Below are 15,667 nucleotides of genomic sequence, written 5' to 3'. Positions count from 1 at the left end.
CAACGATAATCCAACTGGAAGCAGACTCCCAGCGAGTCGTGTCGTCCCGCAAATCTGCAACAAGAATGCAGATTTCTTCGTTCGGATGAAGAAAAGGGGCGGCGGTCTCCCGTCGCCCCTGATCATCACTCGTTTTTCAAAACCTTAGAAGGTTTTGGTTGCACGCACGAACAGAGTGCGACCGCGCAGGTCATACTGTGTTCCGGTCAGAGCAGCATTACCACGACGGGTCGTTGTGCCGGTAGAAACCGTTGGCGGCTCTTCGTCCCACATGTTGCTCAGGCCGGCGAGGATCGACAGATCGCTGCCCACCCAACGGACCGAGACATCATGGTACAGCGTACCTTCGATATTGACGTCGTAGAAGGCGTTCGGCTGGCCGAGATAAGAGGCCGTACGATCAGCGTACTGCAGGTTAGACGTGCCATCGACGTAGTTCATGAACCAGGAATAGGTCCAATCGCCGCGTGTCAGGGAAGTCCGCATGTTGGCGACGAATTCAGGATCGCCAATCGTGCCGTTGAAGTCATCGCTATCGAAGCCGGATTCGCTGTTGGCATCGAACAGGAGAACTTCGTCTTCAAACGTCCAGGTACCCTGACCTTCGATCACGAGATCGCCAATGTCGAACTCATGCTCGTAGCGCACGGTCAGATCGATACCCGAAGTGACCTGGGAGTTCACGTTGAGGAACGAGTCACGGACTTCGGTAATCGTGTAACGATTGACCGCGCCCGCTGTCGTATCACGCTCGAACAGATCGCAGAACGCGTTCGGGAAGTTGTCGGCGCCGTAGCAGCCGCCCAAGATCGCGCCGGCACCCAGACGGGAGACCTGGTCGTTCACTTCGATGTTGAAGTAATCAACCGCAACGCTGAGGGCGAGGCTCTCAGGCGTATAGACGAAACCGACAGTACGAGCTTCGGAGGTTTCTGGTGCCAGGACACCGGCACCGCCGCCGCTGATCACAGTCGCCGAAGAACCAACACCGGTGTGGTTGTTCGGGATGCCGTCAGCCGCACAGTTGGCGCGGATGTTGGCATTGGTGCTGTTGCCCCAGTCGATGCAGGGGTCAATAGCAGCCTGCGACTGGAACGCTGTCTGATTGCCGAGGAAGAGCTCATACAGTGCCGGAGCGCGGTACGAAGTGCCCTGCGTGGCACGCAGACGGAAGGTCGGCGTGATCTGCCAGTTGGCACCAGCTTTCCAGACCGTGTCGCTGCCGGCGGAGTCATAATCGAACATCCGGGCGGACAGGTTGACGGTCAGGGATTCAAACAGAGGCTGGCCAGAGATCAACGGGATTTCGAGTTCGCCGAAGATTTCACGGACAGTGTCTTCACCCTTGGTGATCTGAGCGCTCGAGGAGCCCCACAGGTCGCCGTTCTGGGCTGCTTCATCCGGCTGATCATCGATGGAGAAGGTGCGGTATTCGGCACCAACGGCCAATGCGAGAGGACCGGCAGGCAGGTCAAACAGATCGCCAGTTGCGACTGCGGACAACACGGTTTGTTCGTAAACAGTGTTACCCAGCGTGTTCACGGTCAGGTGATCGTAGACAGCGTCGCTATAGTTGCCGCTGAGGAAGTCAGCCGACAGTGGATCATAGACAGGCGAATTGTCGTCGAACTGAACGTCGCCGGAATTCGATGCCAGGATGCCATTGCCTTCATAGTCGCCGTCCGAACGGGAATACTGACCCGAAACGCTCCAGGACCAATCGCTCAGGAAACCCATGCCGCTGCCGAAGCCGCCCGCGAACTGCGTGTTCAACGAGTAGTAGTCGACGCCAATACGGGAGTTCGAAGGCCAGATGCTGACCGGCTGGAACAGGGCCAGTGGTGTGTCGTAGGCAGGGTCATTGGCATAGCCATAGACACCGAACAGGCCCTGGACAGTCGCGCCGCCGATGAGCGGGAAGAACTGACGCCAGCCATCGGACTCGGTTTCACGACGGGTGAACATGGCCTCGGAAGACCAGTCAACGCCACCCAGGAAATCAAGCGCGAAATCGGCAGAACCGTAAAGGCTCAGACGTTCCTGACGGTTGATCGCATCGCTGGTCAGATAGCGAGCGTCGTTGAGGACGTCTTCATAATAGGCTTCGCCAGCTGGATCATCGTAACGACCGTTGTTGCGTGGACGATAGCCAGGCACTGCCGCCGTACCGACACCTTGCGGATCGGGGACGTAGCGAGCGCCACCAAAGGCGCCGTGGACGATGGCCGTGTTGAAGTAGATGTTGTTACATCCACCCAATTCGGTGCCAGCAAGGACCGAGCGATCTTCGCGGTCGATGATGTTGCCACCAGGTGCGTCACGAACCAGATCCTGACCACAACGCAGATATTCACGATCGCCGATATCGAGCGACTCGCGGAGCTGGTATTCAGCGGCGAGAACAACGCTGCCACGGTCGAAGTTCAGACCGAACGCACCGCTGACATTGTAGGTTTCACCACCACCGCCGAGCGGGGAGTTCACCGAAACGGTGATTTCAGGACGGTCAACTTCGCGACGGGTGATCACATTGATCACGCCGGCAACGGCGTCGGAACCATAGATGGAGGACGCGCCATCCTTCAGGATTTCAAAACGCTGAACGATCGAGGACGGAATCACGTTGAGGTCGAACGAGCCGACCTGACCGCGGGTACCGGCAGGACCAGGGCGATGACCGTTGACCAGAACCAGCGAACGCTGGGCACCAAGGCCACGCAGCGAAATCGAGTTCACGCCGGTGCCGCCTTCGACGACATAGCCGCCGAACTGGTTGTTCAGCTGAACCGAACCGGATGCAACGCTGGCACCCTGAAGCATCTCGGCCGTATCGACCAGACCTTCGAGCGTGGCGATTTCGGCGTTGATCACCTGGATTGGCGCGGCAGATGTAAATTCGCTACGACGGATAAGCGAACCCGTAACGACAACGACTTCCTGGTCGCTGCTGGATTCGTCTTCGTCATTTTCCGACTGTGCATAGCTTGGCGAAATTGCCAGGCCCGCTGCAGCCAGACCGGCGATAATTGTCGAACGCAACAAGCGTTCGCGATCCCAGATATTGCTCACGATCATACCCCTTTGTGTCTTCGTGGTGCTTGGCACGAGCCATTTTCAGCTTTCGCGCCTGGCCAGGCTACCCTAACCGATCGTCGCATATGAGGAGATGATGACATCATCGACAAGCGGTTGTTGCGGCAACAACGGCTTTCGTCGCCGCTTGTTGTAAAAAAGCCATATTCTCAGCGCGCGCGTCAAACCTGCAATCCGTTGCGACATATGGCCTTGAGGCCTGCAAGACGCCCTCCTGACGCGACCAACTGCGGAGCAGCTGAAATAGACCGACATTTCCGTCTTGCCTCGCCAGTCTTCGAACGCTAGACACTCGGCTCCTTGCACGGATGGGCGATTAGCTCAGCGGGAGAGCACTTCGTTGACATCGAAGGGGTCACTGGTTCAATCCCAGTATCGCCCACCATCCACTTCCCGCCAGCGCGGCCCCGGGCCCAGGCAAAGCGGGAAGTGCGGCATACACGTCCCCGCAATCAGACCAACATCAGCGATCAGGCTTTCGGCCCGGACAACAAAGGCCTATCTCTGCGTCAAATCGTGGAGGACCTGATGGACGAACGCCTGCGCAAAGCCCTGACCAACGTCACCGAACGCCAGTCCGGACGCAATATTGTCGATGCCCACCGGGTTGATTCCGCCAGCGTCGCCGGCGACACAGCGACCATCGTCCTGACACCGCCCGTGGCCGGCAATGCCGATTTCGAAACCCTGCGCCCGCTGATTGAAACCGCGGTCACGGCGATCAAGGGCATCAACCGCGCCCGTGTCATCATGACGGCCCACCGCGAACAACCCCAAAAGCAGGCCCATGCCCAGCCGCCCAGGCCCGCCGCCAAGGCGGTGCATAAGCCGGCCCGGCGCATTATCGCCGTCGCCTCCGGCAAGGGCGGAGTCGGCAAATCGACGGTCGCCGCCAATCTTGCAGTCGCCCTGGCGCGCGACGGCATGAAGGTCGGCCTGCTCGATGCCGATATTTACGGGCCTTCCGCACCGCGTCTGTTCGGCATCACCGATGCGCCCGGCCTGCGCAAGACCGATGCGGGCGTACAACCCATCACCGCCCATGGCGTCAAACTGGTCTCGATCGGCTTTGTCATCAAACCGGGCGCACCCGTCGTCTGGCGCGGCCCGATGGTGCAGGGCGCAATCCGTCAATTCATGACCGATACCGATTGGGGCGATCTCGACGTCCTGATCCTCGACATGCCGCCGGGCACGGGCGACGCGCAATTGGCGATCGCCCAGGATTTGCCGGTCGATGGCGCCGTCATCGTCTCGACACCGCAGGACCTCGCGCTCGACGATGCCCGCAAGGCGATCGGCATGTTCGAACAGACCCACATCCCCATTCTCGGCATTGTCGAGAATATGAGCAGCTTCATCTGCCCGCATTGCGGCGGGAATAGCGATATTTTCGGCCATGGCGGCGCGAAGGATGAGGCCGAACGGCTCGGCGTCGCCTTCCTCGGCGAGATCCCGCTTCACCCGCAATTGCGCACCTCATCCGATGAAGGCACCCCGGCGGCGCTCGGCGACAGCCCGGTCGCCCGCGCCTTCCTGAAGGCCGCAAAGGCGGCGCTGGAAGCAGCCGAACTGGCCTCCAAGCCGGCGCCGGAAATTATTTTCGGCTAGTCCGTCAGGCGTAGCGGAGTCGGCGTGATCCCGCCCGGCGCGACGACGCCGAACACTTCGGCGATGTGCGCCTCGGACAGGCTCTGGGCCGGCGGCGCATCAGCCATGATGCGCCCCTCCTGCATCAGCAGGGCGCGGTCGGCATAGCGCGCGACGAGGTCGAGCGCATGCGCCGCGACAATCACCAGGGCGCCGCGATTCGCCTCGGCGCGCAGGATATCCATCACTGCGAGCTGATGGCGCGGATCGAGCGCCGCAGTCGGCTCGTCCAGCAGGATGAGATCGGCCTGGGTTGCGAGGGCCCGGGCCAGCAGCACCCGGGCACGCTCGCCCGAAGAGAGCTGGTCGAAGGGCCGTTCGGCGAGACCGGCGATCCCGGCCCTGTCCAGCGCCGTATCAATCGCCGCCTCATCCTCGGCGGTCAGACGCCGCAAAGGTTTGAGATGGGGTACCCGCCCCAGCGCCACAATCCGGCGCACCGGCATTGGCCAGGCCGAGGATCCGTCCGGCGGCATATAGGCAATCCGCCGGGCCCGCTGACCGGGTGCCAGCTCCCGCAAGTCGAAACCGTCGAGCACGATCTGGCCCCGGGCCGGATCAAGCAGCCCGGCGCACAGCCTGAGCAGGCTCGACTTGCCGGCGCCGTTCGGCCCCACCAGCGCGATGATCTCACCACCTGAGGCTTTAAATCCAACCGCCCGGACAGCTGTCCGGCCGCGATAGCCAAATCCGACGGAAGACAATTGCAGACGCATCAGACCGCCCTCCCCGGCAAGGACCGCACCAGCCACAGGAAGAAGGGTGCGCCGATGAGGGCCGTCAGAACACCGAGATAGAGCGGCATGCCCGGCCCGGAAACCAATCGCGTCGCCAGATCCGCGAGCTCGATCAATATCGCACCGCCCAGCATGGAAGGCAGGATCAAAGCGCCCGGACGATGTCCGACCAGCGGCCGCAGTAAATGTGGCACCACCAGCCCGACAAAGCCGATCGCGCCGGCCACGGCCACGCCGCCGCCCACTGCGAGGGCGGTACCGCCGACCACGATCAGGCGCAGACGCCGCAGATCCACGCCGAGGCTGCGTGCGCTTTCCTCACCCAGGCTCAACGCATCCAGCGCCCGCGGCGTCAGCGCCAGCAGGCCCAGACCCGCCAGCACGATCGGCGTGGCGAAGCGCAGTTCGGTCCAGCTGGCATCCTGAAGTGACCCCATCAGCCAATAGGCGATCTCGGCGAGGGCCCAGGGGTTGGGCGCGAGATTCATCAATAGAGCCGTCAGCGCGGTGGCAATGGAACCGGTCGCGACACCGGCGAGGATGAGTGTGGTCGCACTCGCGCGCGGCCCTGCCAAGAAGAGAAGGAGCGACACGCCAAGCCCGGCTGCGGCAACTGCCGCCAGGGGCAGGATCAGCACGCCCAGCGCCGTTACGCCAAAATACATCGCCGCCACCGCACCCAGCCCGGCACTGGCCGAGACCCCGATCACACCGGGATCGGCGAGCGGATTTCGGAAAAACCCCTGCAAGACGGCACCGGCACCGCCCAGCCCGGCGCCAACGACGAGGCCCAACAAGGCGCGTGGCAGACGCAATTCACGCATCAGCAGGGCCGGCAAATCTTCGCCTCCGGCCAGCGCATCGCCCAGACTGGCCAGGCTCAGGCGCGCATCGCCGAGAAACAGCGACGCGGCAAGGCTGGCGAGAAGGCCTGCGGCGAGCAACAGGTTGAGGGACAGGGTCTTCATGAGCGCTGCGCCCATTCGTCCAGCGCATCGGCAATCGCCTCGGCGGCGTCGATCAGGCGCGGACCGGCGCAGGGCCAGTCGGCGCTGGCAATATCAACGCGCCCGGCACTGCCGAGCAGGCGGCGATAGGCGGCGTGGCGTGTCGCCCGGCTCAGCGTACCGGCGAAACCGTCGGTGAAATAACTGGTCAGGATGATATCTGCCTCCAGTGTCAACGCCAGCTCCGGATCGGAACGCCCCCAGCCGGCAACTCCGCTCTCAGCCACAGTATTGCGGCCGCCGGCCGCTGTGATGGCGGCATCGACATAGGTACCTGCACCGGCCGATCCCCCCGAAGCGCTGAGATAGGCCACGCCGGGCACTGCACCGCGCCGGGCGCTGCGTTGCCGCAACTCCGCCAGGCGCTCATCGAGCGCCTCGACGGCGGCGGCCGCCTCAAGCTCACGGCCCAGCGCCGCCCCCAAAGCCAGAAGATTGACGCGGACGCCATCGAAATCCTCGGCCCATTCCAGCTCGAAGCCTTGATAGCCGCTGCGCTCCAGCATGGCGCTCGCACGCCCGCCCTCACCTGCCCCAAAAACGACAAGGGCCGGATCGAGGGCGAACAGCCGCTCGGCGTCCGGCCAGGCGCGGGGCAGTTGCCGCGCCCATTCCGGCGCCGCCGAAATCGGCTGATCGACCTGCCAGGACAGGGCCTGGATCCCCGCGACCGGCTCAAGCGCCAGCACATAGGCGTCAGCACACAAGGAAGCGGACACGACCCCGCCTTGCGGCGGGGTCATTTCCTGCGCCGGTGCCCATGAGGCACTAGCCATGGCGAAGACGCAGGCCGAGATACAAAGCACGGCCGGGCGTGTGATAGCCAAAGACATCCTGATAGTCCTCATCAAGCAGGTTTTGCCCGCGCAGATAGAGTTCGACACCCTCACGGGCCTGCCAGCGCAACTGGCCGCCGACCAGCGTATAGGCGTCCAGCGTCACATCCTGGAATGTGCCGAAATCGGTATCGAGCTGTTCACCCGTGTGGTCGAACGTCATCGAAGCCGACCAGCTGGCGTCCGGGTGCCAGTCGAGCGTCAGTGAAGCGAGGCGTTCGGGGCGTCGGATCTCGGCCGCTCCGTCCTGCTCGCTGTCCATCAAGGTCGCCGAGCCGAACACCGCGAACCTGTCGGTCACGTCCCAACCCGCCTCAAACTCCAGACCGGATCGGTCGGACTGGCTGGAGGCATTCCTCGCCGTGGCCGGGAAGACCCCGAAATCCGTATAGATTTCATCGGTCAGCTCGGACCGGAACCAGACCGCCGAGGCATGACCGCGCCCGCCGGCAAATACCTGCTCCCAGCCCAGCTCCCAACCGCGCGAACGCTCCGGCTTCAAGTCCGGATTGCCAATGAAATAGGCCGGGAAATAGCCAAACAATTCAAAAACGCCCGGATTCTTGACGCCCTCGCCGCCACTCAGCCGCAGGCGACCGTCAAGGCTGTCAAACGACCAGGCCAGACCGGCGCGCCAGGTCAGCGCATCCTCGAAACGCTGATTGCTTTCATGCCTGGCCGACGCCGTCAAATCGAGCGGCCCTCGGCCCAGCCCGTAATCAAAGGCGAAGGCAGCGCTCGACAAATTCTGCCGCTGGTTGGCGAGCGAGCCGGGACCGGCATCATTGCTGGTTTCGTCCTGCTCATACTCGACCAGACCGGTCAGGCGGTGTTCGATTGCGCCCGCGGACCAGCGGCCGGTCAGCTGGTAATGTGTCTGGCTTCGCTGCCCCTGCGACAGGGCCGTGCGGCTGGCACCGTCGAAACTGCGCGAGACATCATCGGTGAACTGCATCGCGAATTCATGTGCCAGGGCAAGCTCGCCCACCTCATGGTCGAGCGACAGCGCGGCGCGGGCCAGGACCTGGTCGCCGCGGCGACTGTCACCGGTATTATCGAGGCGTCCGTCATAATCCGTGTCGGAATCGGAGGCAGTGTCATAGCCGACCCAGCGCAGGGCCGCCTCGACCCTGAGACCATCACCCAATTCATGCCCGGCCTGGAGATTGGCCGAGCGATTGGAATAGCCATCACGCTCGCCGCCAAGGCCGGAGACATCAATGCCGTCAGTCTCGAATACGCCAACACCCGCAGCGAGATAACCCCGCTCAAGCGCCTTGCCGAGGCGGGCGCTGAGACGGGTCGTACCGAAGGAGCCGGCCTCCAGCCGCAGCGCGGCTTCGCGCCCCTGTTCAGGCAGGGCCGAACGCAAGGAAATCACGCCGCCAATCGCGTCCGCACCCCATAGGGCGGATTGCTCACCGCGGGCGACCTCGATCGAGGCCAGGTAGTCAAAGGCATAGTGCGCAAAATCGGCTTCGCCGGTGAACGGGCTCGCCGCCTCGATACCGTCGATCAGGACCAGAACATGATTGGCCTCCGATCCGCGGGCGCGGATCTGGGTCAGGGCGCCGGCGGTACCGGAACGCGATACGGCCAGGCCGGGGATAGCGCGCAGGATATCGGCGATGAAAACCCCGCTGCGGGCCTCGATCATGGTGGTATCGAGCACGGAAATGCTCGCCGTCGCATCCTCGGATGCGAGCGGGGTGCGCGCGGCGGTGACGTAGATCGTCTCCTCCGCACGGGTCTCCTGCGCCAGGGCGGTGGCCGGGACGGCCAGCAAGGCGGTGGCACAGAGTAGTCGGGAGTGGAAAGTTACGGGCATGCACGTCTCCAAAGCTTTGGAGCCGGCGCGTGACGACGCCGGCACGAGTGGCAGGAGTCGTCAGAAAACGGATAGACCGCGTCAGTCTCGTGTAACACCGCACGAGCGGACAGACGACGGTGATGGCAGGTCTTCCGGCTTGCGGGTCGTCACGAACGATGCGCCTTCCCGGATTTCACCCCAGTGGCATTTTGCATCGCCGCTCACCGCCTACGGCTGCGGGTACAGCGCCGGACTGGGTGTTACCACCGTACCGGCTTCTCGATTAATCCCGTGAGGGAACCATCACGCGGGGGAAACTATGCGGATGCCGGACAGAAGACAATCCTGCCAGCGGCGCTAATCGGCGTTCGGCGCCTGCAGCAGGCCTTCCAGGGCGCGAATCCTCTGGTGCAGGGCGCGCTCGCGGAGTTTTTGCGGGTCGGAGAGCGAACGCTCCAGGGCCAGCAATTCGCGCTGCGCCTTGCGCCAGCGCCGCCAGAGCAGGAAGACTTTCGGCCCGTCGACCAGATATCGGCGCCACATGCGGCGAGGCTCGGAGGCCAGCCTGTGCAGCCATTCCAGCCGCGAGCGTTGCATCCAGGCCGGTGCGCGTTCGGTCTTGCCGCCGAGGAAATCAAGCGATGCCCCGACGCACAGACCCAGACCGGTGCAGTCACCCCGATCAAGACAGGCTTCGGCGACCAGTTCCTGTTGCGGCGAACCGACGCACATGAAAATGAAGCGGGCCGGATTCTCGGCGACGAAGCGGGCGCATTCTTCCAGCGCCTCGCGATTATGGCGCAGCCCCATGGGGGGTTCATGCCAGCGCACATCGGTCAGGCCGTAACGCGCCGTGACGGCGTCGATCACATCGCCGGACGCGCCAATAACCGTAACAGTTTCATCCGGATCGATCACCGTCTCGAACAGGCGTGCGGTCAGGTCGGAGCCCGGCGTGACATCGATCTTCTCGCCGGAAAAGCGGCCGATCAGCTCGAGCACGCGGCTATCGCACACGGTCAGCCAGGCCTGGGCATACAGGGTCGCCAGCACAGTATCCGTCTCAAGCCGCACCAGATGATCAACATTCGGTGTGACGACGAAGGCGAAAGGCTTGCTGGCATCACGGTCACTGATCCGTGTCAGCGCAACGTCGAGATCGATCTTGTCAAACGCCGAATTGAGAAACCAGATATGACGCGATCCGGAACGGCGGTCCTGGAATTGCGCGGTGTCAGCAAGTTGATTCATCGTTTTTCGTCCCGTTTCGCGTCACAAGCGAAGTTATTGCGATGCATTCTGCAAATCCCGGGCCGGAAAATCACATCACCCTGCATCCAAACCGCATCCCGGCGGCATCCTTATCCAGAGGGTAAACGCGGGATAAATGAGATGATCGTCAAACCATTCCTGATCAGCCTGGCGCTGGCGGCGCTGGCGAGCGCGCCGGTGGCTGTGCCGGCCGCTGCTGGTATTCCTGTCGCCCTGGCGGTGGGGCCGATTGCGGTGACCTATGACCGGGAAAACGCGCTGGATCTTGATCTCGACATTGCCTGCCTGAGCACAGAATGCCCGATCATCGAGCTTCGCTATGGCGCCAACGGGCAGGAGACGTTGAGAATCGGCCTTTAATGACTGCGCTTTAGCCGGCGCCAGGCAAAACGGGTCGATTGCAGGCACTCGCGGCCGGCGCGCTCGAAAGCGCCGGGCTCGCCGCTGAGATCACTGGCCAGGGCTTCGGCCAGAAGCGGGGCGTGGGCAAAGCCGCGCGAGCCGAAACCGGACAGGATGAATTGCCGGCACGGTCCGGGCGGCCCCGGTTTGATGCGTGGCATACGCCCCGTGGAATATTGCCGCCACCTTGCCGTAAACTCGCTGCCGGCCAATGGGCCACTTACCGGTAACTGATCGCTGGTCACGGCCCGCACACCGGACCAGGTCTGCAACACGTCCGCGCCGAGCCCGGCGGCGATCTCCGGCCGGTGAATGGCGAGATCGGCACGTAATCCCTCGATCGCGTCCTCGACAAGGCCGGCATCCTCACCGCGCACATGTGTGGTCCCCAACATCACCCCGCCACCGGGTGCAGCGCAGGCATAACCACCCCAGACCACGGCGCGCTGCGGCGCCGTTCCGGCGAGCACGGCGAGCTGGCCGGAATTGGCGTCGAGCGCGTCAAACACGGTATGGGCGCCCCAGCCGCTGGCATGGATGACGAGATCGGCCTCGAGCACCACATGGCCGCCATCATCCAACAGGCGCACGCTGGTTTCGCTTTCCTCGACCCGGGCGATTTGCGCGATCACGACCGGCGTATCGGCGAGCAAGCCTTGCACAAGGCGGCGCGGCTCGAACCGGGCGGCCCGGGGCTGCCACAAGCCCTCGCCATCCCAGATATGTTCGGCATCCATTCGGCTGGCGATCAGGGCGAGGCGGTCGCGGTCCTCCGCATCGCGCGGCAGACGCAAGACGCCCTCGGGATAGAAGCCGTCGAGCCCGGCATAGGTAAGCCGTGCGAATTCAAAGGCTGCCAGTGTGGCGCGGACATGCGGGCGGTCGGTGCGTTCCAGCCGCGGTGTCAACAGACCGACCGGGGCGCCCGAGGCCCCGCCGGCGGCCCCGATGGCATCGACCACCACAACCTCGCGGCCCCGGCGGCGGAAGGCCAGCGCCAGGCTGGCCCCGGCAATACCGGCCCCGATAATCGCAACGCGGCCACTGCAAGGCCGGGTTCGCTCGACCGGCGAGATATCCGGCGGCGTGGCCGCTCCGGCATAGATCGCTTCAAGACGTTCGCGCTTGCGCCCGAAACCGGGACGCTTGGCGACCGAGAACCCCGCCTGTTGCAGCCCGCGCCGCACCGCACCGGCAACGGTGAAGGTCGCGACCCGGCTGCCGGCACGTGACAGCCGGCCCATCCGGTCAAACACGGCCTGCGACCACATCGCCTCATTGCGGGCCGGCGCAAACCCGTCGAGGAACCAGGCATCGACCCGGGCTTCGATCTGGGCCAGCGCCAGTTCGGCCTCGTCCTGGAACAGGGTGATGGTGAAACGGTCGTCGGGGAAGATCAGCCGATGGGCGCCTTTCAGGGCCGAGGGCCATTGCGCCAGCAATTGCGCGCTCAGCCCGGCCAGCGACGGCCAGGCGGCGAAGGCGCGCGCGGCATCCTCGCGGCGCAGCGGGTGTTTCTCGATGCTGACGAAGTGGAGCCAGCCTTTGGCCGGCCCCTCGCGGCGCCATAAATCCCACAGCGCCAGCGCGTTGAGCCCGGTGCCAAAGCCCAGCTCGCCAACGACATATTGCGTCTTGCCCTGCCAGTCCTGCGGCAGATCACAACCCTTGAGGAAAACCGCCCGGCTCTCCTCCAGCCCGTCTTCGGCGGAAAAATAGATATCGCCATAATCCGGCGCGCGCGGACCGGACGCCTGCGACCAGTCCAGCTGCGGCGGCTGGCAATACAGCCCGTCCGCGCTCATGGGGATGGCGGTGTCAGGGTCGCGATGAATTGGGCGAAGGTCATCAGGCCCTCCGGCCAGGGACCATGACCGCTGGCGGCATTGAAATGCCCCATCTCACCGGCGACCACAAAGCGCGCACCCCAGGCCCGGGCCCAGACTTCGGCGCGTTCGACATCGCAGGTCGGATCATTGGAGCTGGCCAGCAGCAGGGCCGGAAAGCCGAACGGCTCATGCGGCACCGGGTCAAAACCATGATCGCCGAATTTCTCCGCCATTTCCGGCCGTTCCCAATCGGAAACACCCACCAGGAACGCGCCCGCGATCTTGCTCTTGTCGAGCAGGGGTGACGCGTGGGCGATGGTGAGGATGCCGACCGAATGGGCGATCAGGACGACGGGCTTCGTCGCTTCGGCAACGGCCTCGACCAGGGCATCGACCCAGGCCTCGCGCTGCGGCTTGTGCCAGTCGTGTTGTTCGACCCGGCGGGCGGTGGGCATGCGCGCCAGCCAGCGCCCCTGCCAGTCATCATCAGCAGCATTGCCCAGACCGGGCAGGACAAGCAGATCGGTATCGCGGATTTTCATGGCCTTGTTCTAGCGCCTGGGATCTCGGATTGGCCAGCCCCGGATGCAATGCCCGCAGCGCCCGGATATGACGGCCCTCGATGAGGTCGGTGGAATCAGGGACGGGACCAGCTTGCCTGGCCCCTCGCCCGGCATGGTAGCGAGGCACCGGCCCGGATCGGGAACTAGGCCGCGCGGATCCCGTGCAGGAAGTTATCAACTTCGCGGCGGAGGGCTTCCGATTGCTGTGAGAGCTCACGGGCCGACGAGAATACCTGACTGGCCGACGCGCTTGAAGTTGTCGCGGCCTGTTGCACCATCCCAATATTGCTTGAGACGTCCTGGGTCCGGACCGCGGCCTCCTGGGTGCTGGTGGAAATCTCCTGGGTGACAGTCGCCTGCTCCTCGACAGCTCCGGCGATCGACGTCGAAATCTGGCTCAGCTCCGAAATGGTTGCCGAGATCGATGTAATGGCATCGACGGATGTGTTGGTGGCCTTCTGGATTTCCGTGACCTGGTCGGAAATATCGGTGGTTGCCCGGGCAGTCTGTTCTGCAAGCGCCTTGACCTCGGTTGCGACGACGGCAAAACCCTTCCCGGCCTCGCCGGCCCGCGCCGCCTCGATCGTTGCGTTCAGCGCCAGCAAATTCGTCTGTTCGGCAATATCCTGGATCAGGGATACGACATCACCGATTCTTTGCGCGGCTTCGAACAGGGCATTGACATTCCCCACCGTATCACCCGCCTGCCCCTCTGCCGCCTTGGCCTTCGAAGAGGTTGATGCGGCCTGGCGACCAATCTCCTGGACCGAGGCCGACATTTCTTCCGACGCCGTCGCAACGGTGGCAACATTGGCCGTCGCTTCCTCGGCCGCTGCGGCGACAGCCTCAGCCTGGCCACGCGTCTGCTCCGATGTCACCGACAGGGATTCAGCGGCCTGTGACAGCTCGGTCGCCGCACCCGAAATGGAGAGCACAATCGAACCCACAGCACTTTCGAAACGCTCGGCCAGCTCCAGCCGCTGCTCGCGCTGGATTTTGGCGGCATTCGCTTCTGCCGCCCTTTGTTGAGCCTCCAGCTCGACTTTCTCTATCCCGTTGCGTTTGAAGACCTCGACGGCCTGGGCCATCATTCCGATTTCATCTTTCTGGTTCAGATTCGGAATGGCAACCTCGAGGTCGCCGCCGGCCAATTGCCCCATGACCGAGGTCATGCGCGTAATCGGCGGAACGATGGACTGCATCGTCAGGAAGGCAATCCCCCCGGCCAGAGCGACACCGGCCAAGAGCAACACCCACTGCACCCGCACGAGTTGATTGACCTGGCGCGTCGCATGGGCGGCGTCGGCATGGAGCAGATCGGCCTGGCTGTTGGCCATTCCGCCGGATCTGCTGCCGTCCCCCTGAAGCGAACCGGCAAGCAGGGTCATCAATTGATTGGCCCGCGGCGCAGCTTCCTGCTGCAGGGTGAAACTGGCCATGTCCCAAGCCTCAGACCCCCTGATCTCGAACATTTGCTCGGGCAAAGCCTCGAATCCGGCGCGCTGGGAGACCAGAATCTCGTATTGCCGGGCTTGCGCGGACGAGAGGAGATGTCTTGCGGCATTCAAGTCAGCAAGGCGTCGACCATTCGTGGTCCATTGCACGGCAAACTCCTGTTCGAAGGCGGGGTCACCGCTCAACAAATAGGCCCGGATATTCGCCAGACTCAGGGCGAGACTGCCCCTTACATCCGCCAATGCGCCAAGCAATTGCTTGCGCTCATTATCGCCAGATGGATTGCGCAATTCCAGATCGATCATTTCCGTAATGGCTGCGATCATGCGCGATGCCCGCGGCGCCGCATCCTGAACCAGGATGACTGTCGCTGGAAACTGGGCGTCGGTATTGGCGATGGTCTCGACCTCGTTCTGGGCCGCGGAAAATTCAGCGAGGATGGATTTGAACTCGTCCCATTGCGCAATATTGTCCGCATCAGTCCAGCTTTGTGACAACCGGTCCATGGTGGCCCGTTGTTGGGCAATCTCGCCCCAGATGGCCGCCCTCTGGGTCCGGTAGGTTTCATCCCCGGTCAACATCCAGCCTCTGAGCGAAGCCAGAGAGGCGCTGATATTGCCCGTCAGGGCGAGGCTTGCCTGTGACGTCGGGGTGCGAAGTTCAACAATCCGGTCATTCGTCGTCTTGATCACGCCCACACCCAGAAGCGTGCCACTGATGGCCAGAATCAAGATCAGCCCGATGACGGCGAAGCCTGCGGACAGACGATAGGACAGTTTGATGTTCTTCATAGCAGGGCCCCACTCTTGAGATATATCAATTCTCCTAAAGTGTTATGTTTGAAATGGTTAATGAATTGTCGACGCCTCGCCTCAATCGCTAAAGCAATGATTTGATGGTTCTTTTATCTGTGCATCGGGCCTTGAGGACCAGGAAGCTGATGGCGGGAAGACCGGCTGCAAGCGTCCGGCGCTAGGATTTTGTTTACTTCACCCCGGCCGGGCTCTGGCCGG

Annotated in this window: 11 protein-coding genes, 1 tRNA gene and 1 riboswitch; of the genes, 3 read left to right on the top strand and 9 right to left on the bottom strand. The window is 63.3% G+C overall.

Annotation, left to right across the window (positions count from 1 at the left end; genetic code table 11):
• Positions 1–144: 144 nt before the first annotated feature.
• A complete protein-coding gene (locus tag BLT42_RS06090; RefSeq protein WP_233342349.1) occupies positions 145–3,069 on the bottom strand; it encodes a TonB-dependent receptor plug domain-containing protein in 2,925 nt (974 codons plus the stop codon).
• A gap of 334 nt (positions 3,070–3,403) precedes the next feature.
• Here BLT42_RS06090 and BLT42_RS06085 point away from each other — a divergent pair.
• Positions 3,404–3,478 (top strand) — tRNA-Val (locus tag BLT42_RS06085).
• Between the two features lie 143 nt (positions 3,479–3,621).
• Entirely contained in the window at positions 3,622–4,704 is a 1,083-nt protein-coding gene (locus tag BLT42_RS06080; RefSeq protein WP_091768399.1) for an Mrp/NBP35 family ATP-binding protein, read from the top strand.
• Here the strand turns inward: BLT42_RS06080 and BLT42_RS06075 are convergent.
• The 5 genes from BLT42_RS06075 to BLT42_RS06055 all read right to left on the bottom strand — a co-directional run bounded on the left by BLT42_RS06075 (position 4,701) and on the right by BLT42_RS06055 (position 10,384).
• Positions 4,701–5,459: an ABC transporter ATP-binding protein gene (locus BLT42_RS06075; protein WP_143024063.1), complete on the bottom strand. Its 759-nt coding sequence runs from the start codon at positions 5,457–5,459 to the stop codon at positions 4,701–4,703. The genes BLT42_RS06080 and BLT42_RS06075 overlap by 4 nt on opposite strands.
• Entirely contained in the window at positions 5,459–6,448 is a 990-nt protein-coding gene (locus BLT42_RS06070; protein WP_091768678.1) for a FecCD family ABC transporter permease, read from the bottom strand. The genes BLT42_RS06075 and BLT42_RS06070 overlap by 1 nt, the downstream gene beginning before the upstream one ends.
• A complete protein-coding gene (locus BLT42_RS06065) occupies positions 6,445–7,230 on the bottom strand; it encodes an ABC transporter substrate-binding protein (RefSeq protein ID WP_176780275.1) in 786 nt (261 codons plus the stop codon). Before BLT42_RS06065 ends, BLT42_RS06070 begins: the two co-directional genes overlap by 4 nt.
• Positions 7,231–7,255: 25 nt before the next feature.
• Positions 7,256–9,151, bottom strand: coding sequence for a TonB-dependent receptor plug domain-containing protein (locus BLT42_RS06060; RefSeq protein ID WP_091768390.1), 1,896 nt, complete (start codon positions 9,149–9,151; stop codon positions 7,256–7,258).
• 107 nt (positions 9,152–9,258) lie between these two features.
• Positions 9,259–9,453: riboswitch (cobalamin riboswitch) on the bottom strand.
• Between the two features lie 37 nt (positions 9,454–9,490).
• Positions 9,491–10,384: a WecB/TagA/CpsF family glycosyltransferase gene (locus BLT42_RS06055; protein ID WP_091768387.1), complete on the bottom strand. Its 894-nt coding sequence runs from the start codon at positions 10,382–10,384 to the stop codon at positions 9,491–9,493.
• Between the two features lie 141 nt (positions 10,385–10,525).
• Between BLT42_RS06055 and BLT42_RS06050 the strand changes: the two genes are divergently transcribed.
• Entirely contained in the window at positions 10,526–10,765 is a 240-nt protein-coding gene (locus BLT42_RS06050; protein WP_091768384.1) for a hypothetical protein, read from the top strand.
• Here BLT42_RS06050 and mnmD read toward each other — a convergent pair.
• The 3 genes from mnmD to BLT42_RS06035 form a co-directional block, all read right to left on the bottom strand.
• Positions 10,762–12,612, bottom strand: a complete 1,851-nt coding sequence (gene mnmD, locus BLT42_RS06045; protein WP_091768381.1) for a tRNA (5-methylaminomethyl-2-thiouridine)(34)-methyltransferase MnmC2 — start codon at positions 12,610–12,612, stop codon at positions 10,762–10,764. The two genes, BLT42_RS06050 and mnmD, sit on opposite strands and share 4 nt — an antisense overlap.
• Positions 12,609–13,178 carry an RBBP9/YdeN family alpha/beta hydrolase gene (locus tag BLT42_RS06040; protein WP_091768379.1) on the bottom strand — a complete coding sequence of 190 codons (570 nt, stop codon included), beginning with the start codon at positions 13,176–13,178 and terminating at the stop codon, positions 12,609–12,611. Before BLT42_RS06040 ends, mnmD begins: the two co-directional genes overlap by 4 nt.
• A gap of 164 nt (positions 13,179–13,342) precedes the next feature.
• The gene (locus tag BLT42_RS06035; protein ID WP_091768376.1) at positions 13,343–15,445 is read right to left on the bottom strand and encodes a HAMP domain-containing methyl-accepting chemotaxis protein; all 2,103 of its coding nucleotides are present in this window, start codon (positions 15,443–15,445) and stop codon (positions 13,343–13,345) included.
• Between the last annotated feature and the right edge of the window lie 222 nt (positions 15,446–15,667).

The sequence above is a fragment of the Maricaulis salignorans genome (genome assembly GCF_900103475.1).
Taxonomy (GTDB): domain Bacteria; phylum Pseudomonadota; class Alphaproteobacteria; order Caulobacterales; family Maricaulaceae; genus Maricaulis; species Maricaulis salignorans.
This window is presented reverse-complemented; position numbering and strand designations above follow the sequence as displayed.

Bases quoted from the DNA above. Each gene is read 5' to 3' on its own strand.
- BLT42_RS06050 (WP_091768384.1), top strand. From the start codon at position 10,526: ATGATCGTCAAACCATTCCTGATCAGCCTGGCGCTGGCGGCGCTGGCG.
- BLT42_RS06040 (WP_091768379.1), bottom strand. From the start codon at position 13,178: ATGAAAATCCGCGATACCGATCTGCTTGTCCTGCCCGGTCTGGGCAAT.
- BLT42_RS06080 (WP_091768399.1), top strand. From the start codon at position 3,622: ATGGACGAACGCCTGCGCAAAGCCCTGACCAACGTCACCGAACGCCAG.
- BLT42_RS06035 (WP_091768376.1), bottom strand. From the start codon at position 15,445: ATGAAGAACATCAAACTGTCCTATCGTCTGTCCGCAGGCTTCGCCGTC.
- BLT42_RS06060 (WP_091768390.1), bottom strand. From the start codon at position 9,151: ATGCCCGTAACTTTCCACTCCCGACTACTCTGTGCCACCGCCTTGCTG.
- BLT42_RS06055 (WP_091768387.1), bottom strand. From the start codon at position 10,384: ATGAATCAACTTGCTGACACCGCGCAATTCCAGGACCGCCGTTCCGGA.
- BLT42_RS06070 (WP_091768678.1), bottom strand. From the start codon at position 6,448: ATGAAGACCCTGTCCCTCAACCTGTTGCTCGCCGCAGGCCTTCTCGCC.
- BLT42_RS06065 (WP_176780275.1), bottom strand. From the start codon at position 7,230: ATGACCCCGCCGCAAGGCGGGGTCGTGTCCGCTTCCTTGTGTGCTGAC.
- mnmD (WP_091768381.1), bottom strand. From the start codon at position 12,612: ATGAGCGCGGACGGGCTGTATTGCCAGCCGCCGCAGCTGGACTGGTCG.
- BLT42_RS06075 (WP_143024063.1), bottom strand. From the start codon at position 5,459: ATGCGTCTGCAATTGTCTTCCGTCGGATTTGGCTATCGCGGCCGGACA.